At 71.4% G+C, this 24,556-nt stretch carries 19 protein-coding genes; 7 read left to right on the top strand and 12 right to left on the bottom strand.

The annotated features are described in order from the left end of the window. Positions 1-26: 26 nt before the first annotated feature. The 4 genes from CFK38_RS13250 to panD form a co-directional block, all read right to left on the bottom strand. Complete coding sequence (locus tag CFK38_RS13250) at positions 27-1,127, bottom strand: hypothetical protein (RefSeq protein WP_096803492.1); 1,101 nt, start codon at positions 1,125-1,127, stop codon at positions 27-29. 127 nt (positions 1,128-1,254) lie between these two features. Next, positions 1,255-4,215, bottom strand: a complete 2,961-nt coding sequence (gene leuS, locus CFK38_RS13245) for a leucine--tRNA ligase (RefSeq protein ID WP_096803491.1) — start codon at positions 4,213-4,215, stop codon at positions 1,255-1,257. Positions 4,216-4,489: 274 nt separating this feature from the next. Further along, a complete protein-coding gene (locus CFK38_RS13240) occupies positions 4,490-5,416 on the bottom strand; it encodes an AEC family transporter (protein WP_096803490.1) in 927 nt (308 codons plus the stop codon). 148 nt (positions 5,417-5,564) lie between these two features. After that, a complete protein-coding gene (gene panD, locus CFK38_RS13235) occupies positions 5,565-5,990 on the bottom strand; it encodes an aspartate 1-decarboxylase (RefSeq protein WP_096803489.1) in 426 nt (141 codons plus the stop codon). Between the two features lie 68 nt (positions 5,991-6,058). On the opposite strand from panD, the gene CFK38_RS13230 reads away from it, so the two are divergent. Continuing rightward, the gene (locus CFK38_RS13230; RefSeq protein ID WP_096803488.1) at positions 6,059-7,663 is read left to right on the top strand and encodes a DEAD/DEAH box helicase; all 1,605 of its coding nucleotides are present in this window, start codon (positions 6,059-6,061) and stop codon (positions 7,661-7,663) included. Positions 7,664-7,716: 53 nt separating this feature from the next. Beyond that, on the top strand, positions 7,717-9,111 hold the full coding sequence (locus CFK38_RS13225) for an L-serine ammonia-lyase (protein ID WP_096803487.1): 1,395 nt from the start codon (positions 7,717-7,719) through the stop codon (positions 9,109-9,111). A gap of 7 nt (positions 9,112-9,118) precedes the next feature. Here the strand turns inward: CFK38_RS13225 and CFK38_RS13220 are convergent, their stop codons facing one another. Both CFK38_RS13220 and CFK38_RS13215 read right to left on the bottom strand, forming a co-directional pair. Beyond that, positions 9,119-10,240, bottom strand: coding sequence for an AMP-binding protein (locus tag CFK38_RS13220; protein WP_096803486.1), 1,122 nt, complete (start codon positions 10,238-10,240; stop codon positions 9,119-9,121). Between the two features lie 19 nt (positions 10,241-10,259). Then, positions 10,260-11,366 carry an NADH:flavin oxidoreductase/NADH oxidase gene (locus CFK38_RS13215; protein ID WP_096803485.1) on the bottom strand — a complete coding sequence of 369 codons (1,107 nt, stop codon included), beginning with the start codon at positions 11,364-11,366 and terminating at the stop codon, positions 10,260-10,262. 219 nt (positions 11,367-11,585) lie between these two features. Here CFK38_RS13215 and acs point away from each other — a divergent pair, with 219 nt between their 5' ends. After that, positions 11,586-13,565: an acetate--CoA ligase gene (gene acs / locus CFK38_RS13210; RefSeq protein WP_096803484.1), complete on the top strand. Its 1,980-nt coding sequence runs from the start codon at positions 11,586-11,588 to the stop codon at positions 13,563-13,565. 101 nt (positions 13,566-13,666) lie between these two features. Here acs and CFK38_RS13205 read toward each other — a convergent pair whose 3' ends face one another. Genes CFK38_RS13205 through CFK38_RS13195 form a run of 3 tightly spaced genes read right to left on the bottom strand, consistent with a single transcriptional unit; the run spans position 13,667 to position 16,613 of the window. After that, positions 13,667-14,596, bottom strand: a complete 930-nt coding sequence (locus CFK38_RS13205; protein WP_096804360.1) for a DUF4097 family beta strand repeat-containing protein — start codon at positions 14,594-14,596, stop codon at positions 13,667-13,669. 44 nt (positions 14,597-14,640) lie between these two features. After that, complete coding sequence (locus CFK38_RS13200) at positions 14,641-15,294, bottom strand: response regulator (protein WP_096803483.1); 654 nt, start codon at positions 15,292-15,294, stop codon at positions 14,641-14,643. After that, positions 15,291-16,613 carry a sensor histidine kinase gene (locus tag CFK38_RS13195; RefSeq protein WP_096803482.1) on the bottom strand — a complete coding sequence of 441 codons (1,323 nt, stop codon included), beginning with the start codon at positions 16,611-16,613 and terminating at the stop codon, positions 15,291-15,293. The genes CFK38_RS13200 and CFK38_RS13195 overlap by 4 nt, the downstream gene beginning before the upstream one ends. Before the next feature lie 148 nt (positions 16,614-16,761). Here CFK38_RS13195 and CFK38_RS13190 point away from each other — a divergent pair, with 148 nt between their 5' ends. The 4 genes from CFK38_RS13190 to rlmB all read left to right on the top strand — a co-directional run bounded on the left by CFK38_RS13190 (position 16,762) and on the right by rlmB (position 20,973). Further along, on the top strand, positions 16,762-17,883 hold the full coding sequence (locus tag CFK38_RS13190) for a LacI family DNA-binding transcriptional regulator (protein ID WP_157773490.1): 1,122 nt from the start codon (positions 16,762-16,764) through the stop codon (positions 17,881-17,883). A gap of 61 nt (positions 17,884-17,944) precedes the next feature. Then, on the top strand, positions 17,945-18,427 hold the full coding sequence (locus CFK38_RS13185) for a phage holin family protein (RefSeq protein WP_096803480.1): 483 nt from the start codon (positions 17,945-17,947) through the stop codon (positions 18,425-18,427). A gap of 110 nt (positions 18,428-18,537) precedes the next feature. Then, positions 18,538-19,983, top strand: coding sequence for a cysteine--tRNA ligase (cysS, locus tag CFK38_RS13180; protein WP_096803479.1), 1,446 nt, complete (start codon positions 18,538-18,540; stop codon positions 19,981-19,983). Positions 19,984-20,004: 21 nt separating this feature from the next. After that, positions 20,005-20,973, top strand: a complete 969-nt coding sequence (gene rlmB, locus CFK38_RS13175) for a 23S rRNA (guanosine(2251)-2'-O)-methyltransferase RlmB (protein ID WP_096803478.1) — start codon at positions 20,005-20,007, stop codon at positions 20,971-20,973. A 207-nt stretch (positions 20,974-21,180) separates the two neighbouring features. Here the strand turns inward: rlmB and yczE are convergent, their stop codons facing one another. The 3 genes from yczE to CFK38_RS13160 all read right to left on the bottom strand — a co-directional run bounded on the left by yczE (position 21,181) and on the right by CFK38_RS13160 (position 24,457). Beyond that, on the bottom strand, positions 21,181-21,909 hold the full coding sequence (gene yczE, locus CFK38_RS13170) for a membrane protein YczE (protein ID WP_096804359.1): 729 nt from the start codon (positions 21,907-21,909) through the stop codon (positions 21,181-21,183). A gap of 44 nt (positions 21,910-21,953) precedes the next feature. After that, complete coding sequence (locus tag CFK38_RS13165) at positions 21,954-23,195, bottom strand: DUF4032 domain-containing protein (protein ID WP_096803477.1); 1,242 nt, start codon at positions 23,193-23,195, stop codon at positions 21,954-21,956. A gap of 176 nt (positions 23,196-23,371) precedes the next feature. Beyond that, the gene (locus CFK38_RS13160; RefSeq protein WP_096803476.1) at positions 23,372-24,457 is read right to left on the bottom strand and encodes an ABC transporter ATP-binding protein; all 1,086 of its coding nucleotides are present in this window, start codon (positions 24,455-24,457) and stop codon (positions 23,372-23,374) included. Positions 24,458-24,556 lie beyond the last annotated feature (99 nt).

The raw sequence follows: 24,556 nt of genomic DNA, 5'->3' as shown, positions 1-24,556 counted from the left end.
GCGCATGCAGTGCCCCGGCCGGCGTCTCAGGCCTGCGGGTCCCAGGGCATCGGCGCGTACGTCCGGCGCAGGTCATAGTAGAACTCGGGATCGGTGAGCTCTTCCTGGGTCTGCTCCCAGCCCTGACCGACCTCGCGGAGCGACTCCTCCACCGTCCGGAGGGTCTCGGCGGATCCGGGACTGAACGGCTCCGTCAGATCAGCGCCGGTCCCGATCAGATCCGAGGCGGTGTCCGCGATGGCGGGGGCCGCGGTCGCGGTCAGGAGGTCCGCGGACATCCCGGCGTTCCTGAACAGCCCTCGTTCGAGGGCGCGGACCGCACCGCCCGCATCGCCCTCACCGATCTCGGAGAGCACCTCCCCACCGGTCTGGGCCACATTGGCCAGCCCGCGGTCCACGGCGGAGGTCACCTGCCCGAGCACGGACTTCTCCCCGAACATCACCCCGGAGAGGTCGTGCGGAACGCGGGCCAGGGAGACCAACGGCGTGAAGGCGCCGTAGCCGTTGTCCACGAGGGTGGTCTCCACCCGGTCGTACACCTCGCCGATCGCCTCATGGCCGCTCATCAGCGTCTGAGCGATCCCCACGATGGGGACGTCGCCCAGCAGGCCTTTGCGCTGCCGCTCCGCCTCGGCCAGGATCTCCGGGTCCAGGGCGAAATCCTCACCGTCCGGGAGCTCCGGTCGGTGCTTCGGGAAGGCGAACGGGTCCTCGGCCATGATGGGGACGCCGATCCCGGGCACGGGATCGCCCGCAGGCGGGCCGCTCAGGTCCGGCAGGTGATCGAAGTCCTCGAGGATCCAGGGCGGGGTGGCCCGCACGCCGAGCGGATCCCCGACCCCGGACCGGGCGGGGGACCCTTCCGCCTGGGAGCAGAGGTCCTGCTCCGCGGCCTCCTGCCCGAGCAGCTCCCCGAGCTCCCGGAGCCGCTCGATGAGATCGATGACGAACTCGACGAGGTCGAGGGTGCGCCGGCGGTGCTCCTCCGCGTCGGGGCCGCACCAGTCGGTGATGCGCGTGCACAGCGCCACCTGCTGGATCAGGGCTCGGAGCCGCTCGGCACGGGCATCGACGACGGTGGACAGCTCGGTCAGGCGCTCGGTCTCGCATCCCCAGAAAGTGTTCATGGCGCGACCGTAGGCACCCTCGGCCCCCGGCCACCGGACGATGCCGATGAATGTGGACGGCCCGGCCGTGGGGAGGAACCGTCCCCGTCGGGGGTCGCGGGCGACCGCGCACACGGTCAGGCCATGCTCACACCACGATGTTGACGATCTTCGGGGCGCGGATGATCAGCTTCCGGACGCTCTGACCCTCCAGCAGCTCCTGCACCCGTGCCTCGGCCATCACGGCCGCCTCCAGATCGGCCTCCGAGATCTCCGGGTCGACCTCGATGCGGTGGCGCACCTTGCCCTTGACCTGGACCACGCAGGTGACGCGCTCGGCCTTCAGCAGCTCCGGATCCGCGATCGGATAGGCGACGCGGGAGATGCTCCCGGTGTGCCCCAGTCGCGTCCACAGCTCCTCGGCCAGGTGCGGCGCGAACGGTGCCACCATCAGCACCAGCGGCTCGACCGCCTCCCGGGGCGCGGATCCGGTGGCGATCAGCCGCTTGGTCAGCTGGTTCACCAGTTCGATGAGCTTCGCGATCGCGGTGTTGAAGTGCATCCGCTCCATGTCGCGGACGACTCCGTCGATGGCGCGGTGGGTGGCCTGCAGCGTGGCGAGATCCGCGGGATCGTCGGAGAGGGTCAGGCGACCGGTCTCCTCATCGACCACCAGGCGCCACAGCCTCTGCAGGAAGCGCTGGGAGCCGACCACGGCACGGGTCTCCCACGGCCGGGACAGGTCCAGCGGGCCCATCGACATCTCGTACACGCGCAGCGTGTCCGCGCCGTACTCCTCGTACATGTCGTCGGGCGCCACCGCGTTCTTCAGGGACTTGCCCATCTTCCCGTACTCCTGGGTGACGCTCTCGCCCAGATAGGTGAAGGTGCCGTCGGGCTCGGCCACGACCTCTTCCGCCGGGACGTGCACGCCACGGGCATCGGTGTAGGCGAAGGCCTGGATGTAGCCCTGATTGAACAGCCGGTGGAACGGCTCCTGGCTGGAGACGTCCCCGCGGTCGAACAGCACCTTGTGCCAGAACCGGGCGTACAGCAGGTGCAGCACCGCGTGCTCCGCCCCGCCGACGTACAGGTCGACCCCGCCCACGCCGCCGTCCTCGCGGGCACCCAGCCAGTACTTCTCGTTCTCGGGGCGCACCAGGACCTCGTCCTCGGTGGGGTCGATGTAGCGCAGGTGGTACCAGGAGGATCCCGCCCACTGCGGCATCGAGTTCGTCTCGCGCAGGTAGCGCTTGGGACCCTGGCCCAGATCCAGCTCGACCTCGGCCCATTCCGTCGCGCGCGACAGCGGGGTCTGCGGCTCGGTGTCCGCATCCGTCGGGTCGAAGGTCGTGGGGGAGAAGTCCGCGACCTCCGGCAGGTCCACGGGCAGCATCGAGTCCGGCAGCGGGATCGGCACCTCGGGCGCGTCCGGGTCGTAGACGATGGGGAAGGGCTCACCCCAGTAGCGCTGGCGGGAGAACAGCCAGTCGCGCAGGCGGTAGGTGGTGCGGGCGCGGCCGAAGCCCTGCTCCTCGGCGTACGCGGTGGCCCGCTGCTTCGCCTCGTCCTTGTCCAGGCCGTTGAGATCCAGGCCGGCGCTGGCGGAGTTGATCTTCTCGCCCTCTCCGGTCCAGGCGCCGCCCTCGAAATCGGCGGGCGGGCGCACGGTGCGGATCACCGGCAGGTCGAAGCGGGCGGAGAACTCGAAGTCCCGCGCGTCCTCGGCCGGCACGGCCATGATCGCCCCGGTGCCGTACCCGGTGAGCACGTAGTCCGCGGTGAACACGGGCAGCTCACGGCCGTCCATGGGGTTCGTCGCGAACAGACCCGTGAACACCCCGGTCTTCTCGCGGTCGTCCGCTGTGCGCTCGTCCTCGTCCATCGAGGCCGCCCGGGCCTGGTAGGCGGCGACCGCAGCGCGCGGGCCCGGCGCCCCACCGGTCCAGGCCTCCCTGGTGCCGGCGGGCCACTGCTCCGGCAGTGCCGCGCCGTCAGCCAGCAGCGCGTGCTCGGGGGAGAGCACGCAGAAGGTCGCACCGAACAGGGTGTCGGCGCGGGTGGTGAACACGTCGAAGCTCGCCTCCCCGCCGTCCTCCAGCCCGGAGGCGCGGAAGGTCACCTGAGCGCCATGGCTGCGACCGATCCAGTTCCGCTGCATCGCCCGGATCGACTCCGGCCAGTCCACCCGGTCCAGATCCTCGAGCAGCCGGTCCGCGTAGACGGTGATGCGCATGTTCCACTGCCGCAGTCGGCGCGTGAACACCGGGAAGTTCCCGCGCTCGGAGCGTCCCTCGGCGGTGACCTCCTCGTTGGCCAGCACGGTGCCCAGACCGGGGCACCAGTTCACCGGGGTCTCGGAGATGTAGGTCAGGCGGAAGGAGTCCGCCAGCTGCGCGATCTCTTCCGCGGAGGCCGCAGGCACCTCGGCGGCGCTGCGGTCGGTCCACTCGGCGGGCAGCTCGATGCCCTGCCGGTCCGCGAGGACGAACGGGTCGACGGCGCCCGCGCGCAGTGCGTCCCGCAGCTCGGCGATCGGGCGCGCGCGGCCCGCGTCGCCGTCGGTGTTCGGCGCCTCGGGGTCGTACCAGGAGTCGAAGATGCGCAGGAAGATCCACTGCGTCCACTTCACGAACTCGGGATCCGTGGTCGAGAGCGACCGTCGCGGGTCATGGGACAGGCCCAGCCGGTGCAGCTGGCGGCGCATGGTGGCGATGTTCGCCTCGGTGGTGGTGCGCGGATGGGTCCCGGTCTGGACGGCGTACTGCTCGGCCGGCAGGCCGAAGGCGTCGTAGCCCATCGTGTACAGCACGTTCTTGCCCAGCATGCGCTGGTGGCGGGCGACCACGTCGGTCGCGATGTAGCCCAGGGGATGCCCCACGTGCAGGCCCGCCCCCGAGGGGTACGGGAACATGTCCATGATGTACATCTTCTCGGCGGCCGCGCCGCCCGAGGTGGCTGCGGCCTCCTCCAGCGACTCCGCCGAGCCCCGCAGCGCGCCGACGGGGTTGTCGGCGTGGAAGGTGCCGTCCTCGTCCCAGCGCTGCTGCCAGCGGCGCTCGATCTCGTCCGCCACGGCGGCGGTGTATCGGTGCGGGGCCTCGCTCATGGGGAATCGTCCTCCGAAGGATCAGTGCGGCAGATGCCGCCAGGCGTCTCGTGACATGAAAAAACCCTCGCGCAGGCGAGGGGAGCCGCATCGGTGCCTCACGTGTGCACCGCTCACGCTCTCAGGAGCGCGGGGTGGGCGCGGGCCTTGTCCGACGCGGCTGCATAAGCAGGAGCCGTCGAGTCACCCGGCCATCCTACCGCGCCGCGGACGGTGCCCCGGATCGGGGCCGGGCACCGGGGTCCCGCACGCCGAGCGCCCGCGCCTCGAGCACTCAGACCCCCAGCACGGCGGAGATCAGCAGCAGCACCAGCACGGTGCCGATCGTGGTGATCAGCACGGTGTCACGGGCGAGGTTCTCCGAGGCCCGGTAGCGGGCCGCCGCGACGTACACGTTCTGCGCCGTGGGCAGGGCGGCCATCACCACGACCTCGAACAGGGAGCTGCCGCGCAGGCCCAGCAGCAGCCCCACCCCCAGCGCGATCATCGGCATCAGCAGCAGCTTCGCGCTCGAGGCGAGGGCGATCAGCCCGCGATAGCCGTCGTCCTTCGCCAGCGGGCGCGAGCCGTACAGGGACAGCCCGTAGGCGAGCAGCATCGCCGGGATCGCCATGTTCGCGAACGAGCGCACGGGCTCCAGCGCCAGGTCCGGGATGCTCACCCCCGCCACCACCAGCAGCAGGCCCACGGCGGAGGCGATGATGGTCGGGTTGGCGACGATGCTGCGCAGCACGCCGGCAGCTCCGGGGGCGTCCTCCTCGGTGACCCGGTGCAGCACGAACAGGTACAGCGGCGTGTACACCGCCTGCTGGAACAGGATCACGGGCAGGGCGTGGGAGATGTCGCCCAGCACGTACAGGGCGATGGGGAAGCCCATGTTCGCCCCGTTGACCACCGAGCCGCTGATGGCGGTCATCACCAGGTCGGGCCCGCGGCGGGAGGTGAACAGGGACACCACGAGCAGCAGGATGCCGCCGGTGGCGAGACCCGAGATGCCGGCCACGGCCATCGGCAGCGAGAGCACCTCGCCCACATCGGACTCGAGCAGCCCCACCAGCACCAGGGCCGGTGAGGCGATGAAGAAGGTGGACCGGTTCAGCACGTAGCGGCCATGCGGTCCGAGCACACCGGTGCGGCCCACCACCCAGCCCGCGCCGATCATGGACCAGACGATGAAGAACCCGGCGAGGACTCCGGTCACAGCGGTGCGGAGGAGCGGAGGGCAGTCACCCGAGTGATCCTAGCGCGCCGGCGGAAAGGGCCTTCCCCCGGGGTCGTCACCCGGACCCGCGATCTCCGGCCGTGCGGTGTGTGACTGCCCGGTGCGCATCGGTGCGCACCCGGGGGAGTCACCGCATGCCGTGCGAGGTGCGACCGTCGATCTGGTCGGCCATGCCGGGGACCGGCTGGGCGCCGTCGGCGCCCAGTGCGACGATGCGGTTGTCGCGGTCCACGTGGACCACCCGGGGGCGATGGTCGGCGATCTCGGTCTCGTCCAGCTGCCCGTAGGCGATGATGATCACGAGGTCGCCGGGCGCCACCAGATGGGCCGCCGCGCCGTTGATGCCGATCACGCCGGTGCCGCGCTCGCCCTCGATCACGTAGGTGACCAGGCGGTGACCATTGGTGATGTCCACGATCGTGACCTGCTCGTTCTCGACCAGGCCTGCGGCCTCGGTGAGAACGGGGTCGATCGTGACCGAGCCGACGTAGTGCAGGTCTGCCTGCGTGACGGTGGCTCGGTGGATCTTCGAGGACATCAGAGTGCGCAACATCGCTTCCATTATCCCACTGATGGTCGATGCTGGATGATGGGGGTGTCCGTTTCGTCAGGAGGATCACCATGCCCAAGGCCCGTCGCCGCTCAGCTCACCGCTCCGAGCGGTTCGAGGACATGGCGCTGCCCGATGAGCTGCTGGGAGTCCTCGCCGGTCAGGGGCTCGAGCGCGCGTTCGAGATCCAGTCGGCGATCCTGCCCGACGCCCTCGCCGGGCGCGACGTGCTGGCACGGGCCGAGACCGGTTCCGGCAAGACGCTGGCGTTCACCCTGGCGATGACCGCCCGCTTCCGCGGCAGGAAGGTCCACAAGCGTCGGCCCCTGGGCGTGGTGCTGGTCCCCACGCGGGAGCTCGCCGTGCAGGTCGTGGACACCATCCACCCCTTCGCCCGGGCCGTGGGCACGTCCGCGCAGCTGGTCTCCGGCGGGATGAACATCGAGAAGCAGGCCGACGCCGTGGCCCGCGGGGTCGGGATCGTCGTCGCCACGCCGGGCCGCCTCATCGACCTCGCCGAGCGGGGAGCTCTCCAGCTGGATCTGGTGGAGACGACCGTCATCGACGAGGCCGACCACATGGCCGATCTCGGGTTCCTCCCCGACGTGCGGGACATCCTCGCCGCGATCCCGATGGGCACCCAGAAGATGCTCTTCTCCGCGACCCTGGACGGGCAGGTCGAGGGGATCGTCGACGCCTTCCTGGTCGATCCGGTCACTCACGAGACCACGCCGGTCACCGCCGCCGTGAAGACCATGGACCATCACGTGCTCGCGATCGCCCCCGAGGCCAAGCGGACGGTCACCGCCCAGCTCGGGGCCCGCACGGGCCGCACCCTGATGTTCACCCGCACCCAGCTGGGGGCCGAGCGCGTGGCGCAGGAGCTCATCGAGGTGGGGGTCCCCGCCGCGGCGCTGCACGGCAACAAGCAGCAGGGCCTGCGCACCAACGTGCTGGCCGGGTTCCGCGAGGGTGCCTTCCCGGTGCTGGTCGCGACCGACGTCGCCGCCCGGGGCCTGCACATCGACGACATCTCCATGGTGGTCCACGTCGATCCCTCCGACGACGTCAAGGAGTACGTGCACCGCTCGGGCCGCACCGCCCGCGCCGGCGCCGCCGGCAGCGTGGTCACGCTCGCACTGCCCCACCAGCTGCGCTCCTCGCGGCGCATCCTCGGTGAGGCGGAGGTCGAGCCCCGCTGGGTCGAAGACGTCACCTCCGCCGAGCATCCGGCACTCACCGAGCTCGGCGGCCGTGCCCCGGTCGGGGAGCCGGCTGCGGATCCGGCCGCGGTGAAGTACAAGGGTGCACCCCGCAAGCTCGACCTCACCAGGTCCCGTGGTGCCGATGCGCGCAAGGCGGACGAGCGCCGCGCGAACGAGGAGCGGCGCGCCTCCTGGGAGGAGGAGCCCGACGGTCGGGACCGGCGCGACGGGCAGGGGGGAACCGGCGGCGGCCGTGGCTCAGCAGCAGGCGGACGCGGCACCGCAGGTGGACGCGGCACGTCCGGCGGCGGCCGGGGCCGAGGTGCCGCGGCGGCGGGCTCGCGCCAGGGCGGGGCGCGCTCGCAGAGCGGTGGCGAGGGTCGAGGACGCTCCGCGAGCACCGGGAAGGGCCAGGGCCGCGGTCGCTCGGGCGCGCCGTCGCGCGCCCCGCGCCGCCGTGGCGGACGATGAGGAGACGAGCGGCCGCGCACTGACGAGCGGCCGGGACGCCGAGGAGGCACGCGATGAGCATCAGCACGTTCGACATGTTCAAGATCGGCATCGGACCGTCGAGCTCGCACACCGTGGGACCGATGCGCGCCGCGGCGATGTTCGCCCGGGAGGCGCTCGCGGACCCCGCGCTCGGAGCGCGCGTCGCGGACGTCGCGGTCCATCTGTACGGCTCGCTCGCGGCCACCGCCGCCGGCCACGGCACCCTGAACGCCGTGGTGATGGGGCTCGAGGGGGAGGACCCGGAGACCGTCGATCCCGTCGCCGGCCTCGAACGGGTCGCGCGGATCGAGGAGCAGGGCGGGCTGCGACTGGACGGGACGCTCCCGATCAGCCTGCGGCCCTCCTCGATCGTGCTGCATCCGCTGACCTTCCTGCCGCAGCACTCCAACGGGATGACCTTCCTCGCCCTGGACGACCGCGGCGAGGAGCTGCTGCGGCGGCCGATGTTCTCCGTCGGCGGCGGCTTCGTGGTCGACGAGGCGGACATGGAGCGGTCGATCGCCGAGGTCGCCGCCGAGGACGAGGGCAAGACCATCTTCACCACCGGGGACGAGCTTCTGCGGGTGTGCGAGGACCGGGGGATCTCCGTCTCCGAGGCGATGCTGATGCGGGAGCGGCAGTGGCGCAGCGACGAGGAGATCCGTGAGGGCCTGCTCACCATCTGGCGCGCCATGCACGACTGCATCGAGCGGGGCACCCGTACCGGCGGCACCCTTCCCGGTGGCCTCGAGGTCAAGCGTCGTGCCTCCTCCTGGTACGACTCGCTCTCGGCCGAGGACCCGGTGCGCCTGCCGATGAACGCTTTCGAGTGGGTCTCCCTCGCGGCGCTCGCGGTCAACGAGGAGAACGCCGCCGGGGGCCGTGTCGTCACCGCGCCCACGAACGGTGCGGCCGGCATCGTCCCGGCGGTGCTGTACTTCGCCACCACGTACATCGAGGGCGTGGATCCCGACGAGATCGCGGTGCGCTTCCTGCTCACCGCCGGGGCGATCGGCTCGCTGTACAAGGAGCACGCCTCGATCTCCGGCGCCGAGGTGGGCTGCCAGGGCGAGGTCGGCTCGGCCTGCTCGATGGCGGCGGCGGCCCTGTGCGAGGCGATGGGCGGCAAACCCGCCCAGGTGGAGAACGCCGCCGAGATCGCGATGGAGCACAACCTGGGCCTGACCTGCGACCCCATCGGCGGGCTGGTGCAGATCCCCTGCATCGAGCGCAACGCCATGGCAGCGGTCAAGGCGATCACCGCGGCCCGCTTCGCGCTGCGCGGCACCGGCGAGCACTTCGTGTCCCTGGACACGGTCATCGAGACCATGCGCCAGACCGGCAAGGACATGAACGAGCGCTACAAGGAGACCGCGATGGGCGGGCTCGCGGTCACCGCGGTCCCGGTCAGCGTGCCGGACTGCTGAGAACTGCTCATCCCGGTCCCGTCCGACGGGTCCCCGAGCGACGAAGACGCACTTCGCACGGCACCGAGGCCGGGCCCAGACGGTCCCGCACCAGCGACTGCAGCGACTCCGGGGTGGGGAGCGCGAGGTCGTCGGGCGCCGGCGCGAGCTCGACCTCCGCGATCGTGCGCATCCCGGTGCGCTCATCCCCGACCATCCGCAGGCGCGCCTGCGTCACGGCCGGATGGGCGCGCAGGACGCGCACCACCGCGCCCGGATCGGGCAGCATCGCCGACCTGGACAGCGCCCCCTCAGAGCTCCCGAGCACCTGCGTGATCACCCCGGCGGTGAGCGTTCCCGGATCGGTGACCAGCTCGCGCCCGCCGGTGAACGGGGTCCGGGCACGCAGGAGACCGTCGATCTCGCGCAGGTGCACCCCACGCAGCGGCCGGCCGTCGACCGCCAGCGGTCCGGTCGCATCGCTGCCGTAGACGTCGTGGACGCGGGCCCGGAACTGACGGGCGAGATCCGCGCGCAGGGCGGGGGAGAGGGCATCGGAGCCCGAGACCACGCGGGAGATGTGCAGCGGGCGACCGCGTCCCTGCTCCCGTTCCGCCAGCAGCAGGTCGCTCAGGTGCACGGGGATGCCGGAGAGCAGGTCCGGGCAGGCGCGATGCAGGAGCGCGATCCGCTCGGGCCCGGGCAGATGGCTGAGGTCCACCAGCGGTGCGCCGATCGCGAGGGCGCCCAGGGCGACCAGCAGGCCATGGCCGTGCACTCCGGGCGTGAGGCAGGCGACGCGGCGTCCCGGCCCCAGTCCGATGCGTCGGGCGAGATCGGACAGGGTCAGCAGCTGGGCAGGGGTGAGCGGTCCCCGTCGTTGCAGGCGGGGAGCGCCGGCGCCGCCGTCCGAGCGGTGCGTGAGCACGCCGTTGCCCGCCAGGACCGTGACCAGCACCTGCCGCAGCGGTGCGGTGGCCGGCAGACTGCTGAGGGCGGTGTGCGGCCGGCGCCGGCGACGCCGGTGCAGCTGCACCAGATCGAGCAGCTCGCCCGCATCCAGCGTGCCGTGGCAGTCCTCGAGGACGATCGTCCGGGGACGCAGGGCGACGCGGGCTCGCAGGACGGCCGCGGCGGGGAGCAGCTTCATCGCCGGCACCTCGCTGGGCTCACCACGAGCCCCGTCGGTACGCGCTGGGGTACAGCGCCGCATCGCGCACCCCGAGCTCGTGCGCGGCCCGCTGCGGCCACCCCGGCTCGCGCAGCGCGGCCCGGCCCACCGCGACGAAGTCCGCATCGCCGCGGTCCAGCACCGCCTGGGCACCGGTCGGCTCGGTGATCAGACCGACGGCGGCCACCGGCATCGTCACCGCGTCACGCAGGGTGCGGGCGAAGCCGACCTGGTACTCGGGACCGACGGCGATGTCAGCGATCACCGCGCCCCCGGTGGAGACGTGGAGGGCATCGACCCCGACCCCCTCGAGCTCCCGGGCGAGCTCGACCGACTGCTCGATGTCCCAGCCGCCGTCGATCCAGTCGGTCGCGCTGAGCCGCACGATGAGGGGACGGCCCGCCGGCCACTGCTCCCGCACCGCGGCGGCGATCTCGAGCGCGAGGCGGCGACGTCCCGGGCCGTCGCCGCCGTAGTCGTCGGTGCGGGTGTTCACCAGCGGGGAGAGGAACTCGTGGACCAGGTATCCGTGGGCGAAGTGCAGCTCGACCGCGTCGAAGCCGGCCTCCTCGGCACGCCGCGTCGCGGCGACGAAGTCCTCGACCACGCCGGCGATGTCCGCTGGGCTCAGCGCATCGGGCGCGTCGAGCCCCGGGAACGGGTCCGAGGTCGGGCCGACGGCGCGCCAGCCCGCGGCGAACTCCGGCACCGTGCCGCGCCGTCCGCGGAACCGGGGCAGCGCGGGCCAGGTCGAGGCCTTGCGGCCGGCATGGGCGAGCTGGACGGCGATCCTCGCGCCCTGGTCCTGGCAGAACCCGGTGATGCGGCGCCAGGCGGCGACCTGGGCGTGGTTCCACAGTCCGGTGTCCTGCGGGCTGATCCGTCCGTCGGCGGAGACGGCGGTGGCCTCGGTGATGATCAGACCGAAGCCGCCGGTGGCCCGCGCGCCCAGGTGCACCAGATGCCAGTCGGTGGGGATCCCGTCCTGCTCCTCCACCATGTACTGGCACATCGGGGCGAGCCAGATGCGGTTGCGGATCTCGAGCGCGCCCAGACGTGCCGGGGCCAGGAGGGCACGCGGGGCGTCTGCGGGATCGGGGACCATGGTCCCCTACGGTATCCGCCGCCACCGGCTCCTGCCTGCGCGTCCGTGGGTGGGTCCCGGAGGGCCGCGGATGCTCTGGCCGGCCCGGTACCGTCACGTCGAGGGCGTGCCCCGCGATGACCACGGAGTGCGACGGGGGCGCGTGACGTGCATCTCCTGCGATACGGTGTTCGCGTCCATCCGCCCCGGTGAGCCGGGGCCCGCGAAGCAGGAGCACTGATGTCTGACGACGCCGCCACCGGGATCGAGAACCTCTCCCAGGAGACTCGCACCTTCTCTCCCCCCACCGAGTTCGTCCAGAACGCGGTGGCCCGTCCCGCGATCTACGAGGAGGCCGAGCGGGACCATCTCGCGTTCTGGCGCTCACGGGCGAGCCTCCTGAGCTGGGAGACGCCCTTCACCGAGACCCTCGACTGGTCGAATCCGCCCTTCGCCCGCTGGTTCGCCGACGGCACCCTGAACGTCGCCTACAACTGCGTGGACCGCCACGTCGAGTCCGGCCACGGCGAGCAGGTCGCCCTGCTGGCCGAGTACGAGGACGGCTCCGACGCCACCTTCACCTACGCCGATGTCAAGGACGAGATCTCGAAGATGGCGAACGTCCTCGCCGATCTCGGGGTGAAGACCGGCGACCGGGTCGCGATCTACATGCCGATGATCCCCGAGGCGGTGTTCGCGATGCTGGCCTGCGCCCGCATCGGCGCCCCCCACTCGGTGGTGTTCGGCGGCTTCAGCGCCGAGGCGCTGCGCTCCCGCATCGAGGACGCCGAGGCGCGCGTGGTCATCACGGCGGACGGCCAGAACCGCCGCGGCAAGCAGCTGCCGCTCAAGCCCGCGGTCGACGACGCGCTCGCCGGTGGTGGAAAGAGCGTCGAGAAGGTCCTGGTGGTGCGCCGCACCGGCGGCGACGTCGAGTGGACCGAGGGCCGTGACGTGTGGTGGCACGAGGCGCGCGAGAGCGCCTCGGCCGAGCACGCCCCGGTGGCGGTGGAGGCGGAGCATCCGCTGTTCATCCTGTACACCTCGGGCACCACCGGCAAGCCCAAGGGCATCATCCACACCACCGGCGGGTACCTCACCCAGGCCGCGTACACCCATCGGAACGTCTTCGACCTCAAGCCGTCCTCGGACGTCTTCTGGTGCACGGCGGACGTCGGCTGGGTCACCGGCCACACCTACGTGGTCTACGGCCCCATGGCCAACCGCTCCACCCAGGTCATCTACGAGGGCACCCCGGACTTCCCGCATCAGGGCCGCTGGTGGGAGATCATCGAGAAGCACAAGGTCTCGCTGTTCTACTCCTCGCCCACCGCGATCCGCTCCGCGATGAAGTGGGGCGAGGACATCCCCGCGAAGTACGACCTGTCCTCGCTGCGCCTGCTGGGCAGCGTCGGCGAGGCGATCAACCCCGAGGCATGGATGTGGTACCGCCGCGTCATCGGCGGCGATCGCTGCCCCATCGTGGACACCTGGTGGCAGACGGAGACCGGGTCGATCATGATCTCCCCGCTGCCGGGCATCACCGACACCAAGCCGGGCTCCGCGCAGGTCGCACTGCCCGGCATCAGCGCGGATGTGGTCAACGACGCCGGGAAGTCGGTCGCGAACGGCGAGGGCGGCTACCTGGTGCTGGATCAGCCGTGGCCGGGCATGCTGCGCGGCATCTGGGGCGACCCGGAGCGGTTCAAGGAGACCTACTGGTCGCGCTTCGAGGGCCTGTACTTCGCCGGCGACGGCGCCAAGCGTGACGACGACGGCGACATCTGGCTGCTCGGCCGGGTGGACGACGTCATGAACGTCTCCGGGCACCGCCTGTCGACCATGGAGATCGAGTCCGCGCTGGTCAGCCACGACTGGGTCGCCGAGGCCGCCGTGGTCGGGGCGAACGACGAGACCACCGGGCAGTCCCCGGTCGCCTTCGTGATCCTGCGCGGAGGCAACGACGAGGAGCTCGCCGAAGCCGGCGGCGACGAGAAGATCTCCGAGCTGCTGCGCGCCCATGTGGGCAAGGAGATCGGCCCGATCGCCAAGCCGAAGAAGGTCCTCCTGGTCACCGAGCTGCCCAAGACCCGGTCCGGGAAGATCATGCGGCGGCTGCTGCGGGACGTGGCCGAGAACCGTCAGGTGGGCGACACCCAGACCCTCGCCGACGCCTCGGTGATGGATCTGATCCAGGAGGGGCTCTCCGGCAAGAGCTGAGCCGGACGTCGCGGGCCGGGCCCCGCGGCGTGACAGCGGGGCGGGCGCTGCGGTCGATGACCGCGGCGCCCGCCCCTTTGAGGCGCGACCGGGACGGCGCCTCAGCGGGTGATGTCGATGGTCCCGAGCTCGGAGTCCACGGTGAGGGTGCCGACCGCCTCGCCGGCGCCATCGGACAGGCCCGGTGCCGTGTGCACCTCGCCGAGCTGGGACTCGGCCCGGATCTGCCACCGTGCGGTGCCCGGCACCGCGACCTCGACATCGCCGAGGTCGGTGGTGATGGAGACCTGACCCGCGGCATCCGTGGGCAGCAGCAGGTCGACGTCGCCGACCCCGGCGGCGAGCTCGATGGTGGCGGGGGCGGGGGAGTCGAGCTCGAGGTCGATGTTCCCGGCCTCGGTGGTCGCGCTCACCCCGTCGGGGGCCGAGAGCGGTCCCAGGCGGAGGTCGCCCGCGGTGCTGTGTGCATCCAGCGAGAGGAGATCACCGTCGACGAGCACGTCACCGACATCGGTGTGCACGGCGAGCGCGAGCTCCAGACCGGTCGGGACGAGCAGCAGCACGTCCCGGGTGCCGTCCGACCACGGCGGGCTGAAGGAGCGGGTGGGCTGACGGACCTCCACCGTCGTCCGGTCGGCGCCCGTGGTCTGTGTGACCCGGGCCGGCACCTGGGCGTCGGCGGCCGGGAGCGTCGTGGCGCCCGGTGCGACCAGGGCGAGGGTCAGCTCATCGACATCCCCGGAGGGCAGCACGCGCACGGTGCCGATGCCGGAGGTCAGGGTCAACGCCGCGGGGCTGCCGAGCTCGGAGATCGCGGGCACCGCGGTGAAGCCGCGTCCGGCGAGCCAGGTCGCGGTCGAGAGCAGCGCGAGTCCCAGTACCACCAGGAGCACGATCGCAGCGCCCACCAGCGTGGTGGCGCGGCGCAGGCGGCGGTCGCCGTCGGGCGAGGGCGGCAGGCGGTGGCCGGGGATGAACAGGGGCGCCGGTGCGGAGGGCGGAGCCTGCGCGGTGCCCGGGTGCCGCCCCATGCCCGCATCCGACGCCGTCTGCGGCAGAGGACCTGCGTCCGCCATCATCGCTCCTCGGATTCCAGGTAGCGCAGCACTGCCATCACGCGGCGGTTCTCCCCGTCCACCGGTGGCAGGTCGAGCTTGGTCAGGACCGAGGAGATGTGCTTCTCGACGCTGCCGGCGGAGACGAACAGGGTGTCGGCGATCGCCTGGTTGGACCGCCCCTGGGCCATCAGCGACAGCACCTCGCGCTCGCGCGGGGTCAGGCCCTCGAGGGTCCGGCGGCGCCTCGAGCGGACGAAGATCTGCTGGACCACTTCGGGGTCCAGCCAGGTGCCGCCGGCTCCCACATCGGCCACCACCTCGAGGAAGTCCTCCACATCGGCGACGCGATCCTTGAGGACGTAGCCCAGGCCCCGCGGGGAGTCGGCGATGAGATCGGAGGCGTAGCGCTCCTCGACGTACTGCGAGAGCACCATCAGCGCCACCTCCGGATCCTGGCGACGGATCAGCATCGCGGCCCGCACGCCCTCGTCGGTGAAGGTCGGCGGCATCCGCACGTCGACCACCGCGAGGTCGGGCCGGTGACGGGAGATGGCGGAGACCAGGGCCGTGCCGTCGCCGACGGCGGCGACCACCTCGTGCCCCGCCTCGGTCAGCAGCCGTTCGAGACCTGCGCGCAGCAGCACGGCATCATCGGCGATCACGATCCTCATCGGGACGTCTCCTCGGTGGTGGGCCGGGCCAGGGCCCGGTCGGCGGTCGGCCCGCTGGTCAGGGGGATCTCGGCGTGGAGGTCGGTGCCGACGCCGGGCGGGCTGGACAGCTCGAGCACGCCGCCGGTGGCGCGGACCCGGTCGGTGAGCCCGGCCAGCCCGGTCGAGAGCCCGTCGCGGTGGACCCGCGCCCCGCCGCGCCCATCGTCCCGGATCCGCACGTGCAGCACCTCCGGGCCCCGGGTGACGGTGACCTCGGCCCGGGTCGCCCCGGCGTGCTTGGCGATGTTGGTCAGCGCTTCGGCGACCACGAAATAGGCCACCGCCTCCCGCTCCCGATCCAGCACCGGCCCCTCGGCGGTGCTCAGGTCCACCTCCAGCCCGACCGGGATCCGCGAGCGGGCGGCCAGTGCCGACAGCGCCGCGTCCAGGCCCCGATCGGTGAGCACGGCGGGGTGGATGCCGCGGGCCAGCTGGCGCAGGTCCGTCATCACGGCCTTCGCCTCCGCATGCGCGTCACCGACCAGCCGTTCGGCACGGTCGGGGTCGGCCCGGATCGCGCTCCGGGCGATGCTGAGCGTCATCGCGAGGGTGACCAGGCGCGGCTGGACGCCGTCGTGGAGGTCGCGCTCGATCCGCAGCCGCTCCTGGGCGGCGGCGTCGACGGCGCCCTGGCGCCGTTCGGCCAGCTCGGCGACCTGCTCGCGCAGATCGTCCTCCGAGCCGGAGATCAGGACGCGGGCGAGTCCTCGATCGGCCAGCGCCCCCAGGCCGAGCATCACCGCGGCCAGCAGCACGCTGACCGAGGCGAGCACCGCGAGAGCGACTCGCGACAGCTCCCGCGACCCCAGCTCCACCGGACCGTGGACGAGGGAGATCTCCGCGCCCTTCCAGCCGCACCACAGCAGCGCCACGAAGGCGAGGAAGAACAGGCCGGTGACCAGGATCGCCAGGTGGTGATGCAGGACCCCGCGCCAGAACGCACCGGTCCCGAGCTCGTACCAGCGGTTCTGCAGCCAGCCCGCGGCACCCCGGCGGCGGGAGCGGCGCTGGGCCGGCAGGATCACCCGCAGGCCGTGGATGGCGACCGCTCGGCGCCGCTCGATGCGCGCGATCAGCTGCATCAGCAGCAGCCAGGGGAGCAGCAGCAGGAGACCGCTGCCCAGGGCCGGCAGTGTGCTGATCCCCGCCACGAGCAGTGCCATGCTGACCCAGAACCAGGTGCACAGCAGCAGCCCGCCGACCGCCACCGAGGCGATCGAGGCGGGGGACAGCCGAGGGCGCGGTCGGTCCCCGTGCCCGGTGAGGGAGTCGGTCATGCCTTGACAGTAGGCCCCGCGAGGGAACCTCTCCCACCGGGTCCGCCCTCCGGGGATGTGGGGGAAATCCCCCATGCGGCGAGGATCCGTGACGCACATCCGTGGTCATTCAGCGGGATGCGGCGGACAGATGCGGTTCAATGGGGAGATGAGCAGTGACGCCATTCCTTCCGACGATTCCCTCGATCCCGCCGTCGACGCCGGATCCTCCGCCGATGGCGAGGACCGCGGCACCCTGCGCGATGTCGCGAACTCCCTGGGCATCTCCAGCGCGGTCGCGCTGCGTGCCCTGCGCGGCTCCGACGAGATCAAGCCCCAGATGGCACGACGGGTGAGAGAGACCGCCGAACGGCTCCGCTTCCCGCTCGAGGAGCTCAGCGGCGAGACCGAGCATCGCGGCGTCGTCGCCGTCCTGGTCAACACGATGCGCAACACCTGGATCTCCGATCTGGTCCGCGCCATCCGCATCGAGCTGGCGGCCACCGGGCGCACCGCCGTGGTGGTCCCGACCCGGCGCCGGATCCCCGAGTACCCGGTCGCCGCCGACACCGATGCGATCGAGGACCTGGTCCACCTCGGGGTGGACGGCTTCCTGATGGTCTCGGACCTGGCGGACATGGACCACGTGCTCGAATCCACCGCCGGCCGTCCCTTCGTCGGCATCGGCTGCTCGAAGAGCTTCACCGGCCGGTTCGACACCGTCCGCATCGACGACGAGGTCGGCCAGGGGCTCCTGGTCGACCACCTCGTCGGACTCGGCCACCGCGAGATCGCGCACGTGGGCGGGGTCGGTGCGGCCGTCGCCCGGGAGCGGGCGGACGCCTTCCGCTCGGCGATGGCGCGTCACGGCCTCGACGAACTGGCCCGGGTCGAGCCCGGCGACTTCACCGAGCAGGTCGGCCAGACCGCCGGCTCGATGCTGCTGCGCGGCAGCCAGGTCCCCACCGCCGTCACCTGTGCCAACGACGTCACCGCGGTCGGGGTGCTCTCCGCCGCCCGCGACGCAGGCCACTCCGTGCCCGAGGAGCTCGCGGTGGCCGGCTACGGCAACACCTCGCTGGCGTCCTCCGGGGTCTCCCAGCTCACCAGCGTCGACCCCAACTCCGACCGCCTCGGAGCACTCGCCGCCCAGTTCCTCGTCGAGCGCGTCTCCGGCCACGAGGGCACGACCCGTGACGTGGCCGTGGCACCCTCGATCGTGGTGCGCCGCTCCACCTCTGCGGGGCCCCGCCCCGAGTCCACCCGGCGCAAGCGGGTCTCCGTCGACTGATCGTCGACGGCTCCGAGCGTCCGACCTGCGAACGATCTTCTCCCTGCGATAGGCTCCGACCATGATCAACACCACGAACGACCCGAGTACGCCGCCCACCCAGCGGTCCATCGGCGAGCTCGTCCAGTCCATCCGCGACGAGCTCCTCGGTGTCGTCCACCACGAGATCGACATCGCGAAGAAGGAGGTCACCGCCCTCGCGGTCAAGGCCGGCATCATCGCCGCCTGCGCGGCGGTGCTGCTGTTCCTCCTGCTCTCGGCCTGGGTGATGCTGCTGTTCGCGGCGGCCACCGGGCTCCAGGCGCTGGGGCTGCCGTACTGGGCGGCGTACCTGATCGTCGCGGGCGTCTTCGTCGTCATCAGCGCCATCCTCGGACTGGTCGCGTTCCTGGTCTCGAAGAAGCTCAAGGCACCCGAGACCACGATCGAGACCGCGCAGTCGGCGGTCCAGGCGGTCCAGGGCAAGCGTCGTCACAATGCCGTCTCCTACGACGACACCTTCGAGGAGCTCTACGGCAAGCAGGTCAGCGCCCGCACGGAGTGAGAGTCCACCGGGGTGACAGCAGCGGCGGAGGCTGACCGCACCGCCGAGCGTCCGAGCTCCACGCGCGCCGTGGACCGTCGGTCGTCCCACCTGGCAGTACCCTGGGGCACGTGACTCTCCATCTGCACGACACCGCCACCCGCACCACCGCACCGCTGATCCCGGTGCGCGAGGGGGCGGTGTCGTTGTATGTCTGCGGTCCCACCACGCAGGGAGCCCCTCACCTGGGTCATCTGCGCACCTTCCTCGCCTTCGACGTGCTGGTGCGCTGGCTCGAGCGCAGCGGTCTCGACGTCACCCACATCCGCAACGTCACCGACATCGACGACAAGATCCTGGTGAAGTCCGCCGAGGCGGGAGACCAGTGGTGGGCCTGGTCACTCCGCTTCGAGCGTGAGTTCCAGGACGTGCTGGACCGCATCGGCAACCGCCGTCCGTCCTACGAGCCGCGCGCCACCGGGCACGTCCCGGAGATGGTCGAGCTGATGCAGCGGCTCATCGAGCGTGGCCACGCCTATGCGGACGGGAACGGTTCGGTCTACTTCGACGTCGCCTCCCACCCGGACTACGGCGCGCTGACGCGCCAGTCCCTCGAGGACATGCAGGACGCCGGTGAGGAGAGGGAGCCCGGAAAGCGGGACCGCCGCGACTTCGCGCTGTGGAAGGCCGCCCGGTCCACGGAGCCGGACACCGCCTCCTGGGACACCCCCTTCGGCCGCGGCCGGCCGGGCTGGCACCTCGAGTGCTCCGCCATGAGCCGCAAGTACCTGGGCGAGACCTTCGACATCCATGCCGGAGGTCTGGATCTGCGCTTCCCGCACCACGAGAACGAGCAGGCGCAGTCCCATGCCGCCGGCTACGGCTTCGCCCGTCGTTGGATGCACTCCGGCGTGCTCACCGTGGACGGGCTGAAGATGGGCAAGAGCCTGGACAACTTCGTCACCGCTGCCCGTGCGCTCGCCGAACACCCCACCCCCGCGGTGCGGCTCGCGCTGGTCAGCGGGCACTACCGCGCCACGGTCGAGTACAACGCGACCGCGATGGCCGAGGCGGAGACCGTCTGGGAGCGCTTCCGCGCGACCGCGGTCCGGGCCGCCCAGCGGCTCGGCCCGCACCCCCTCGCCGCTGTCGATGCAGAGCTGGCCGCGGTGGAGCTGCCCGAGGACTTCGTCGCCGCGATGGATGACGACCTCACCGTCCCGGAGGCGCTCGCCGTCATCCATCGTGAGCAGTCCACGCTCAACACGCTGCTGGCCGCGGGGGGCGCTGCGGACCCGGAGGAGATCTCCGGCTCCCTGGGACGGCTCCGGGCGATGCTCGACGTGCTGGGGCTGGACCCCCTCGGCGAGCAGTGGGGGCAGGCCGACGGCACCGCCGAGGGCGCGCACGAGGCGCTGGACGCACTGATCACCGCGCAGTTGGCCGCCCGGGAGGCGGCACGCGCGCAGAAGGACTGGGCCCGGGCGGATGCGCTGCGCGATGCGCTGAGCGAGGCCGGGATCCGCATCGAGGATGGGGCCGACGGCGCCCGCTGGACCCTCGTGAACCGAGACTGAGCAGGACTGAGGAGACGAACGATGGCAGGGAACAGCGCGCGCCGCGGTGCGGTGCGCAAGGGCAAGAAGGGCGCGACCGTCGGTTCCGGCGGTGTGCGTCGCCGTGCGCTCGAGGGCAAGGGACCGACTCCGAAGGCCGAGGACCGTCCGAACCACAAGGCGTACAAGGGCGCCTCGTCCTCCGCAGGCACCGCTCCGCGGCGCGGCGGCGGGGGCAAGGGAGTGCGGAAGACGCCCGGCAGCGACCAGGTCGCCGGCCGCAACGCGGTGCTCGAGGCGCTGCGTGAGGAGGTGCCCGCCACCCGGCTGACGGTGATGGTCCGCCTGGAGACCGACGAGCGGGTGGGCGAGATCATGCGCCTGGCCACCGCCCGTGGCCTGCCGGTCGCGGAGGCCTCGCGCACAGATCTGGACCGCATGACCGATCACGCCGTCCACCAGGGCGTGGCGCTGACCATCCCGCCGTACGAGTACGCGGAGGTCGACGAGCTGCTGCGGATCGCCGCGGACCGCTTCGAGCCACCGCTGCTGGTCGCCCTGGACGGCATCACCGACCCCCGCAACCTGGGCGCGATCCTGCGTTCGGCCGACGCCTTCGGAGCCCATGGCGTGATCCTGCCGGAGCGCCGCAGCGTCTCGATGACCGCGAGCGTATGGAAGGTCGCCGCCGGTGCGGCCGGTCGGGTCCGCGTCGCGCAGGTCACGAATCTCAACCGGACCCTGACCTCGCTGAAGGAGAAGGACGTGTTCGTGCTGGGCCTCGATGCCGAGGGCGACGTCACCACCCGCGGGCTCGAGCTGGGCACCCAGCCGACCGCGCTCGTCGTCGGGGCCGAGGGCAAGGGGCTGTCCCGCCTGGCCCGCGAGATCAGCGACCAGGTGGTGTCGATCCCGATGGCCGGGCGCTCAGAGTCGCTGAACGCCTCGGTCGCGGCCGCGATCGCCCTCTACGAGATCTCCGGCGTGCGCGAGGGCCAGGGCCTGGGCTGATCGACGTGCTGGCGAGGGACGAGCCGGGAGGAGAGCAGCGGGTCAGCGGGGCTGATCGACGTGCTGGCGAGGGACGAGCCGGGAGGAGAGCAGCGGGTCAGCGGGGCTGATCGACGTGCTGGCGAGGGACGAGCCGGGAGGAGAGCAGCGGGTCAGCGGGGCTGATCGACGTGCTGGCGAGGGACGAGCCGGGAGGAGAGCAGCGGGTCAGCGGGGCTGTGCGGGCCCCGGTGCCGGCTCCGACTGCGGCACGGTCGGCGCCGCGATCGCCCGTCCGTTCAGCGTGCGCACCGGGATGGTCACGTACGGCAGGGTCAGCTGGATGATCGGGCCGAGCCCGAGCGCGTAGACCACCGTGGCGACGCCGAGCGCTCCACCCAGCAGCGTCCCGGTGATCAGGACGATCACCTCGAGCACGATGCGGACCGGCCCGACGGGCCGATTCAGCACCCGGCCCAGCCCTGTCATCAGCCCGTCGCGGGGCCCCGCCCCGAGCTGGGCGCCGATGTAGACCGCGCCGCTGATGCCGTTGAGGACCACCCCCAGGAGCATCATCGCCACGGCGAGGGGGAGCCCGCGGGCCTCGGGCAGCACCAGCATGCCCAGGTCGATGCTCACCCCCACCCAGATCGCATTCGCGATCGTCCCGATCCCGATCCGTTCGCGCAACGGCAGGAAGAGCAGCAGCACCACGAAGCTCACGCTGACGCTGAGCGTGCCGACGGTGAGGTCGAGCCGATCGGCGAGGGCTGTGTGCAGGACGTCCCACGGTGCCCCGCCCAGGCCGGACTCCAGCAGCAGCGCGAGGGAGAATCCGAACCCGGTCAGCCCCACCATCATCTGGAGGGCCCGCAGCGGCAGCCGATCCACGCCCAGCTGGTCACGCAGGCTGAGGTTGTCCAGGCGGGCGGCCGACGGTCGAGGATCGCGGGTCATGGAATCGGAGAGCTCCTCTCGGGAGTCCTGAGCGTCCACGAGACTCAGGAATCGAAGATCGGCAGCGCCGAGGTCTCGGTGGTCACCAGGGACTTCTCATCCGGCCGGTGGATGAGGACGTTGAGGATGTAGTGGCGCACGGTCTCGTCGAGGCTGACGTCATGGCCCTGCTTCTCGGACAGGAACCACTTGTGCTCGAGGATCTCATGGAAGAACTCGGGGGGCTCGAGCTTGGAGCGCATGGACCGGGGGACCGCGCGCACCACCGGCTCGTACTGCCGCTGGAGCCACTCGTGCGCCACGAACTCCTCGTCCTCGAGCTGCTGTTCGGTGTCGGCGCGATACTGATCGAGGTCGTTGAGCAGCCGGCGGGCCTGGTTCTCCTGGGCATCGATCCCGGTCAGCCGCATCAGCCGGCGCGCATGGTGCCCCGCGTCGACGACCTTCGGCATGATCGACAGCGTGGTGCCGTCGAGGTCGGTGGTGATCTCCAGCTCCCCCACGTCGAAGCCCAGCTCGTTGAGCTTCTCGATCCGGGCGGAGACCCTCCAGCGCTCGTCGGCGGAGAACCGTTCGCGGGAGGTGAGCGTCTCCCACAGCTCCTCGTAGCGGGAGATCAGGTCGTCGCCGACCGCGACCGGATCGGCCTCGGGATCGAACATGTCACCGGCCTGCAGGTCCATCAGCTCGCCGATGATGTTGGTGCGTGCCAGGTCGAGGTCGTAGTGGCGCTGACCGGTGGAGAGCTGCTCGTGGAGGGAACCGGTCTCGACGTCGACGAGGTAGGCGGCGAAGGCACCGGCATCGCGACGGAAGAGCGTGTTGGACAGGGAGACGTCACCCCAGTAGAAGCCCTCCAGGTGCAGACGCACCAGCAGCACCGCGAGCGCGTCGAGCAGGCGATGGGCGGTGTCCGGGCGCGAGACCTGGCTGAACACGGCGCGGTAGGGCAGGGAGAACTGCAGATGGCGCGTGATCAGCACCGCGTCGAGCTCCTCGCCCGACGGTGTGGTCCGGCCGGAGACGACGGCGAAGGACTCCACGGCGGGAATCTCCAGGCGGCCCAGCACCCGCAGCATCTCGTACTCGCGCTGCGCGAGGGCGTGGGAGATCTCCTTGAGGGCGAGGACGCGGCCCGAGACGCGTGCGAAGCGCACGACGTGACGGGAGATGCCGCGGGGGAGGGCGGCGAGGATCTCGTCGGGCCACTGCTCGAGCGGCGTCTCCCACGGCAGGTCCAGCAGGGCCGGATCTGCGCGGGAAGCGGTGATCTCCAGAGGTGCCATGGGGCCATTGTCTCCTGAGCCGAGGAGCTTCGCACCGTCGGGACGAGAATTCACGTCATCTCGACGCGAAGGTCACCTCGGGCCTGTGCCTGTGCCTGTGGTCGTCGAGAGGCGGAACGACGGCGACGGGCGCCCGGCAGAAGCCGGACGCCCGTCGCGCAGTGCCGCGGAGGTGGTCAGTCGCCGAGGCGCTGGCCGCTCTTCGTGTCGAACAGGTGCGCGTGCTCCGGGGAGGGGCGGAAGTACACCGTCTCGCCCTTGCTCGGAGGACGGCGGGCGTCGACCCGGGCGATGAACGGCTTGTCCGTCTCCTCGCTTCCGGCACGACGGCCGTAGATGAACGCATCGGCGCCGAGCTCCTCGACGAGGTCGACCTCGATGGCGAGACCATGGTCGTCGGAGGCGATCTCCAGGTCCTCGGGACGCACACCCACGGTGACCTTCGTCTGATCGGTCTCCGAGAGGGTGGAGCGGTCGACGGGGATGACCGCGCCGCCGAACTCGACGCCCTGATCGGTCAGCGGGGCCTCGAACAGGTTCATGGCCGGGGAGCCGATGAATCCCGCGACGAACACGTTGTTGGGGTGGTCGTACATGCGGCGCGGGGGATCGATCTGCTGCAGGACGCCGCGATCGAGCACCGCCACACGGTCACCCATCGTCATCGCCTCGGTCTGGTCGTGGGTGACGTAGACCGTGGTGACGCCGAGACGACGCTGCAGCGAGGCGATCTGGGTACGGGTGGACACGCGCAGCTTGGCGTCGAGGTTCGACAGCGGCTCGTCCATGAGGAACACCTGGGGCGAGCGGACGATGGCGCGGCCCATGGCGACACGCTGACGCTGACCGCCGGAGAGTGCCTTCGGCTTGCGATCCAGGTACTCGGAGAGGTCCAGGATCTCGGCGGCGTCCTCGACGCGCTTGCGGATCTCGGCCTTGGGCTTGCCGGCGATCTTCAGGGCGAAGCCCATGTTGTCGGCGACGCTCATGTGCGGGTACAGCGCGTAGTTCTGGAACACCATCGCGATGTCACGATCCTTCGGCGGGACGTCGGTGACGTCGCGATCGCCGATCAGGATGCGGCCGGCGTCGATCTCCTCGAGACCGGCGAGCATGCGCAGGGAGGTCGACTTGCCGCAACCGGAGGGGCCGACGAAGACGAGGAACTCGCCGTCACCGATCTCGATGTCGAGGCTGTCGACGGCGGGGCGCTCCTGGCCCGGGTAGACGCGGGATGCGTTGTCGAACGTGACTGTTGCCATGGTGGTTCTCCTTCACCGGCAGGTACGTGCCGGACGGTCCGTTGTGAAGTGATGAGCGGCCGGTTCGAGGTCGTTCCCACAGGAGGTGCTTCTTCGCAC

This window comes from Brachybacterium vulturis, from assembly GCF_002407185.1.
Taxonomy (GTDB): domain Bacteria; phylum Actinomycetota; class Actinomycetes; order Actinomycetales; family Dermabacteraceae; genus Brachybacterium; species Brachybacterium vulturis.
The sequence above is the reverse complement of the archived record's forward strand: the minus strand, read 5'-3'. Positions and strand labels throughout refer to the sequence as shown.

Bases quoted from the DNA above. Each gene is read 5' to 3' on its own strand.
- CFK38_RS13250 (WP_096803492.1), bottom strand. From the start codon at position 1,127: ATGAACACTTTCTGGGGATGCGAGACCGAGCGCCTGACCGAGCTGTCC.
- leuS (WP_096803491.1), bottom strand. From the start codon at position 4,215: ATGAGCGAGGCCCCGCACCGATACACCGCCGCCGTGGCGGACGAGATC.
- panD (WP_096803489.1), bottom strand. From the start codon at position 5,990: ATGTTGCGCACTCTGATGTCCTCGAAGATCCACCGAGCCACCGTCACG.
- CFK38_RS13230 (WP_096803488.1), top strand. From the start codon at position 6,059: ATGCCCAAGGCCCGTCGCCGCTCAGCTCACCGCTCCGAGCGGTTCGAG.
- CFK38_RS13225 (WP_096803487.1), top strand. From the start codon at position 7,717: ATGAGCATCAGCACGTTCGACATGTTCAAGATCGGCATCGGACCGTCG.
- CFK38_RS13220 (WP_096803486.1), bottom strand. From the start codon at position 10,240: ATGAAGCTGCTCCCCGCCGCGGCCGTCCTGCGAGCCCGCGTCGCCCTG.
- CFK38_RS13215 (WP_096803485.1), bottom strand. From the start codon at position 11,366: ATGGTCCCCGATCCCGCAGACGCCCCGCGTGCCCTCCTGGCCCCGGCA.
- acs (WP_096803484.1), top strand. From the start codon at position 11,586: ATGTCTGACGACGCCGCCACCGGGATCGAGAACCTCTCCCAGGAGACT.
- CFK38_RS13205 (WP_096804360.1), bottom strand. From the start codon at position 14,596: ATGGGGCGGCACCCGGGCACCGCGCAGGCTCCGCCCTCCGCACCGGCG.
- CFK38_RS13200 (WP_096803483.1), bottom strand. From the start codon at position 15,294: ATGAGGATCGTGATCGCCGATGATGCCGTGCTGCTGCGCGCAGGTCTC.
- CFK38_RS13195 (WP_096803482.1), bottom strand. From the start codon at position 16,613: ATGACCGACTCCCTCACCGGGCACGGGGACCGACCGCGCCCTCGGCTG.
- CFK38_RS13190 (WP_157773490.1), top strand. From the start codon at position 16,762: ATGAGCAGTGACGCCATTCCTTCCGACGATTCCCTCGATCCCGCCGTC.
- CFK38_RS13185 (WP_096803480.1), top strand. From the start codon at position 17,945: ATGATCAACACCACGAACGACCCGAGTACGCCGCCCACCCAGCGGTCC.
- rlmB (WP_096803478.1), top strand. From the start codon at position 20,005: ATGGCAGGGAACAGCGCGCGCCGCGGTGCGGTGCGCAAGGGCAAGAAG.
- yczE (WP_096804359.1), bottom strand. From the start codon at position 21,909: ATGACCCGCGATCCTCGACCGTCGGCCGCCCGCCTGGACAACCTCAGC.
- CFK38_RS13165 (WP_096803477.1), bottom strand. From the start codon at position 23,195: ATGGCACCTCTGGAGATCACCGCTTCCCGCGCAGATCCGGCCCTGCTG.
- CFK38_RS13160 (WP_096803476.1), bottom strand. From the start codon at position 24,457: ATGGCAACAGTCACGTTCGACAACGCATCCCGCGTCTACCCGGGCCAG.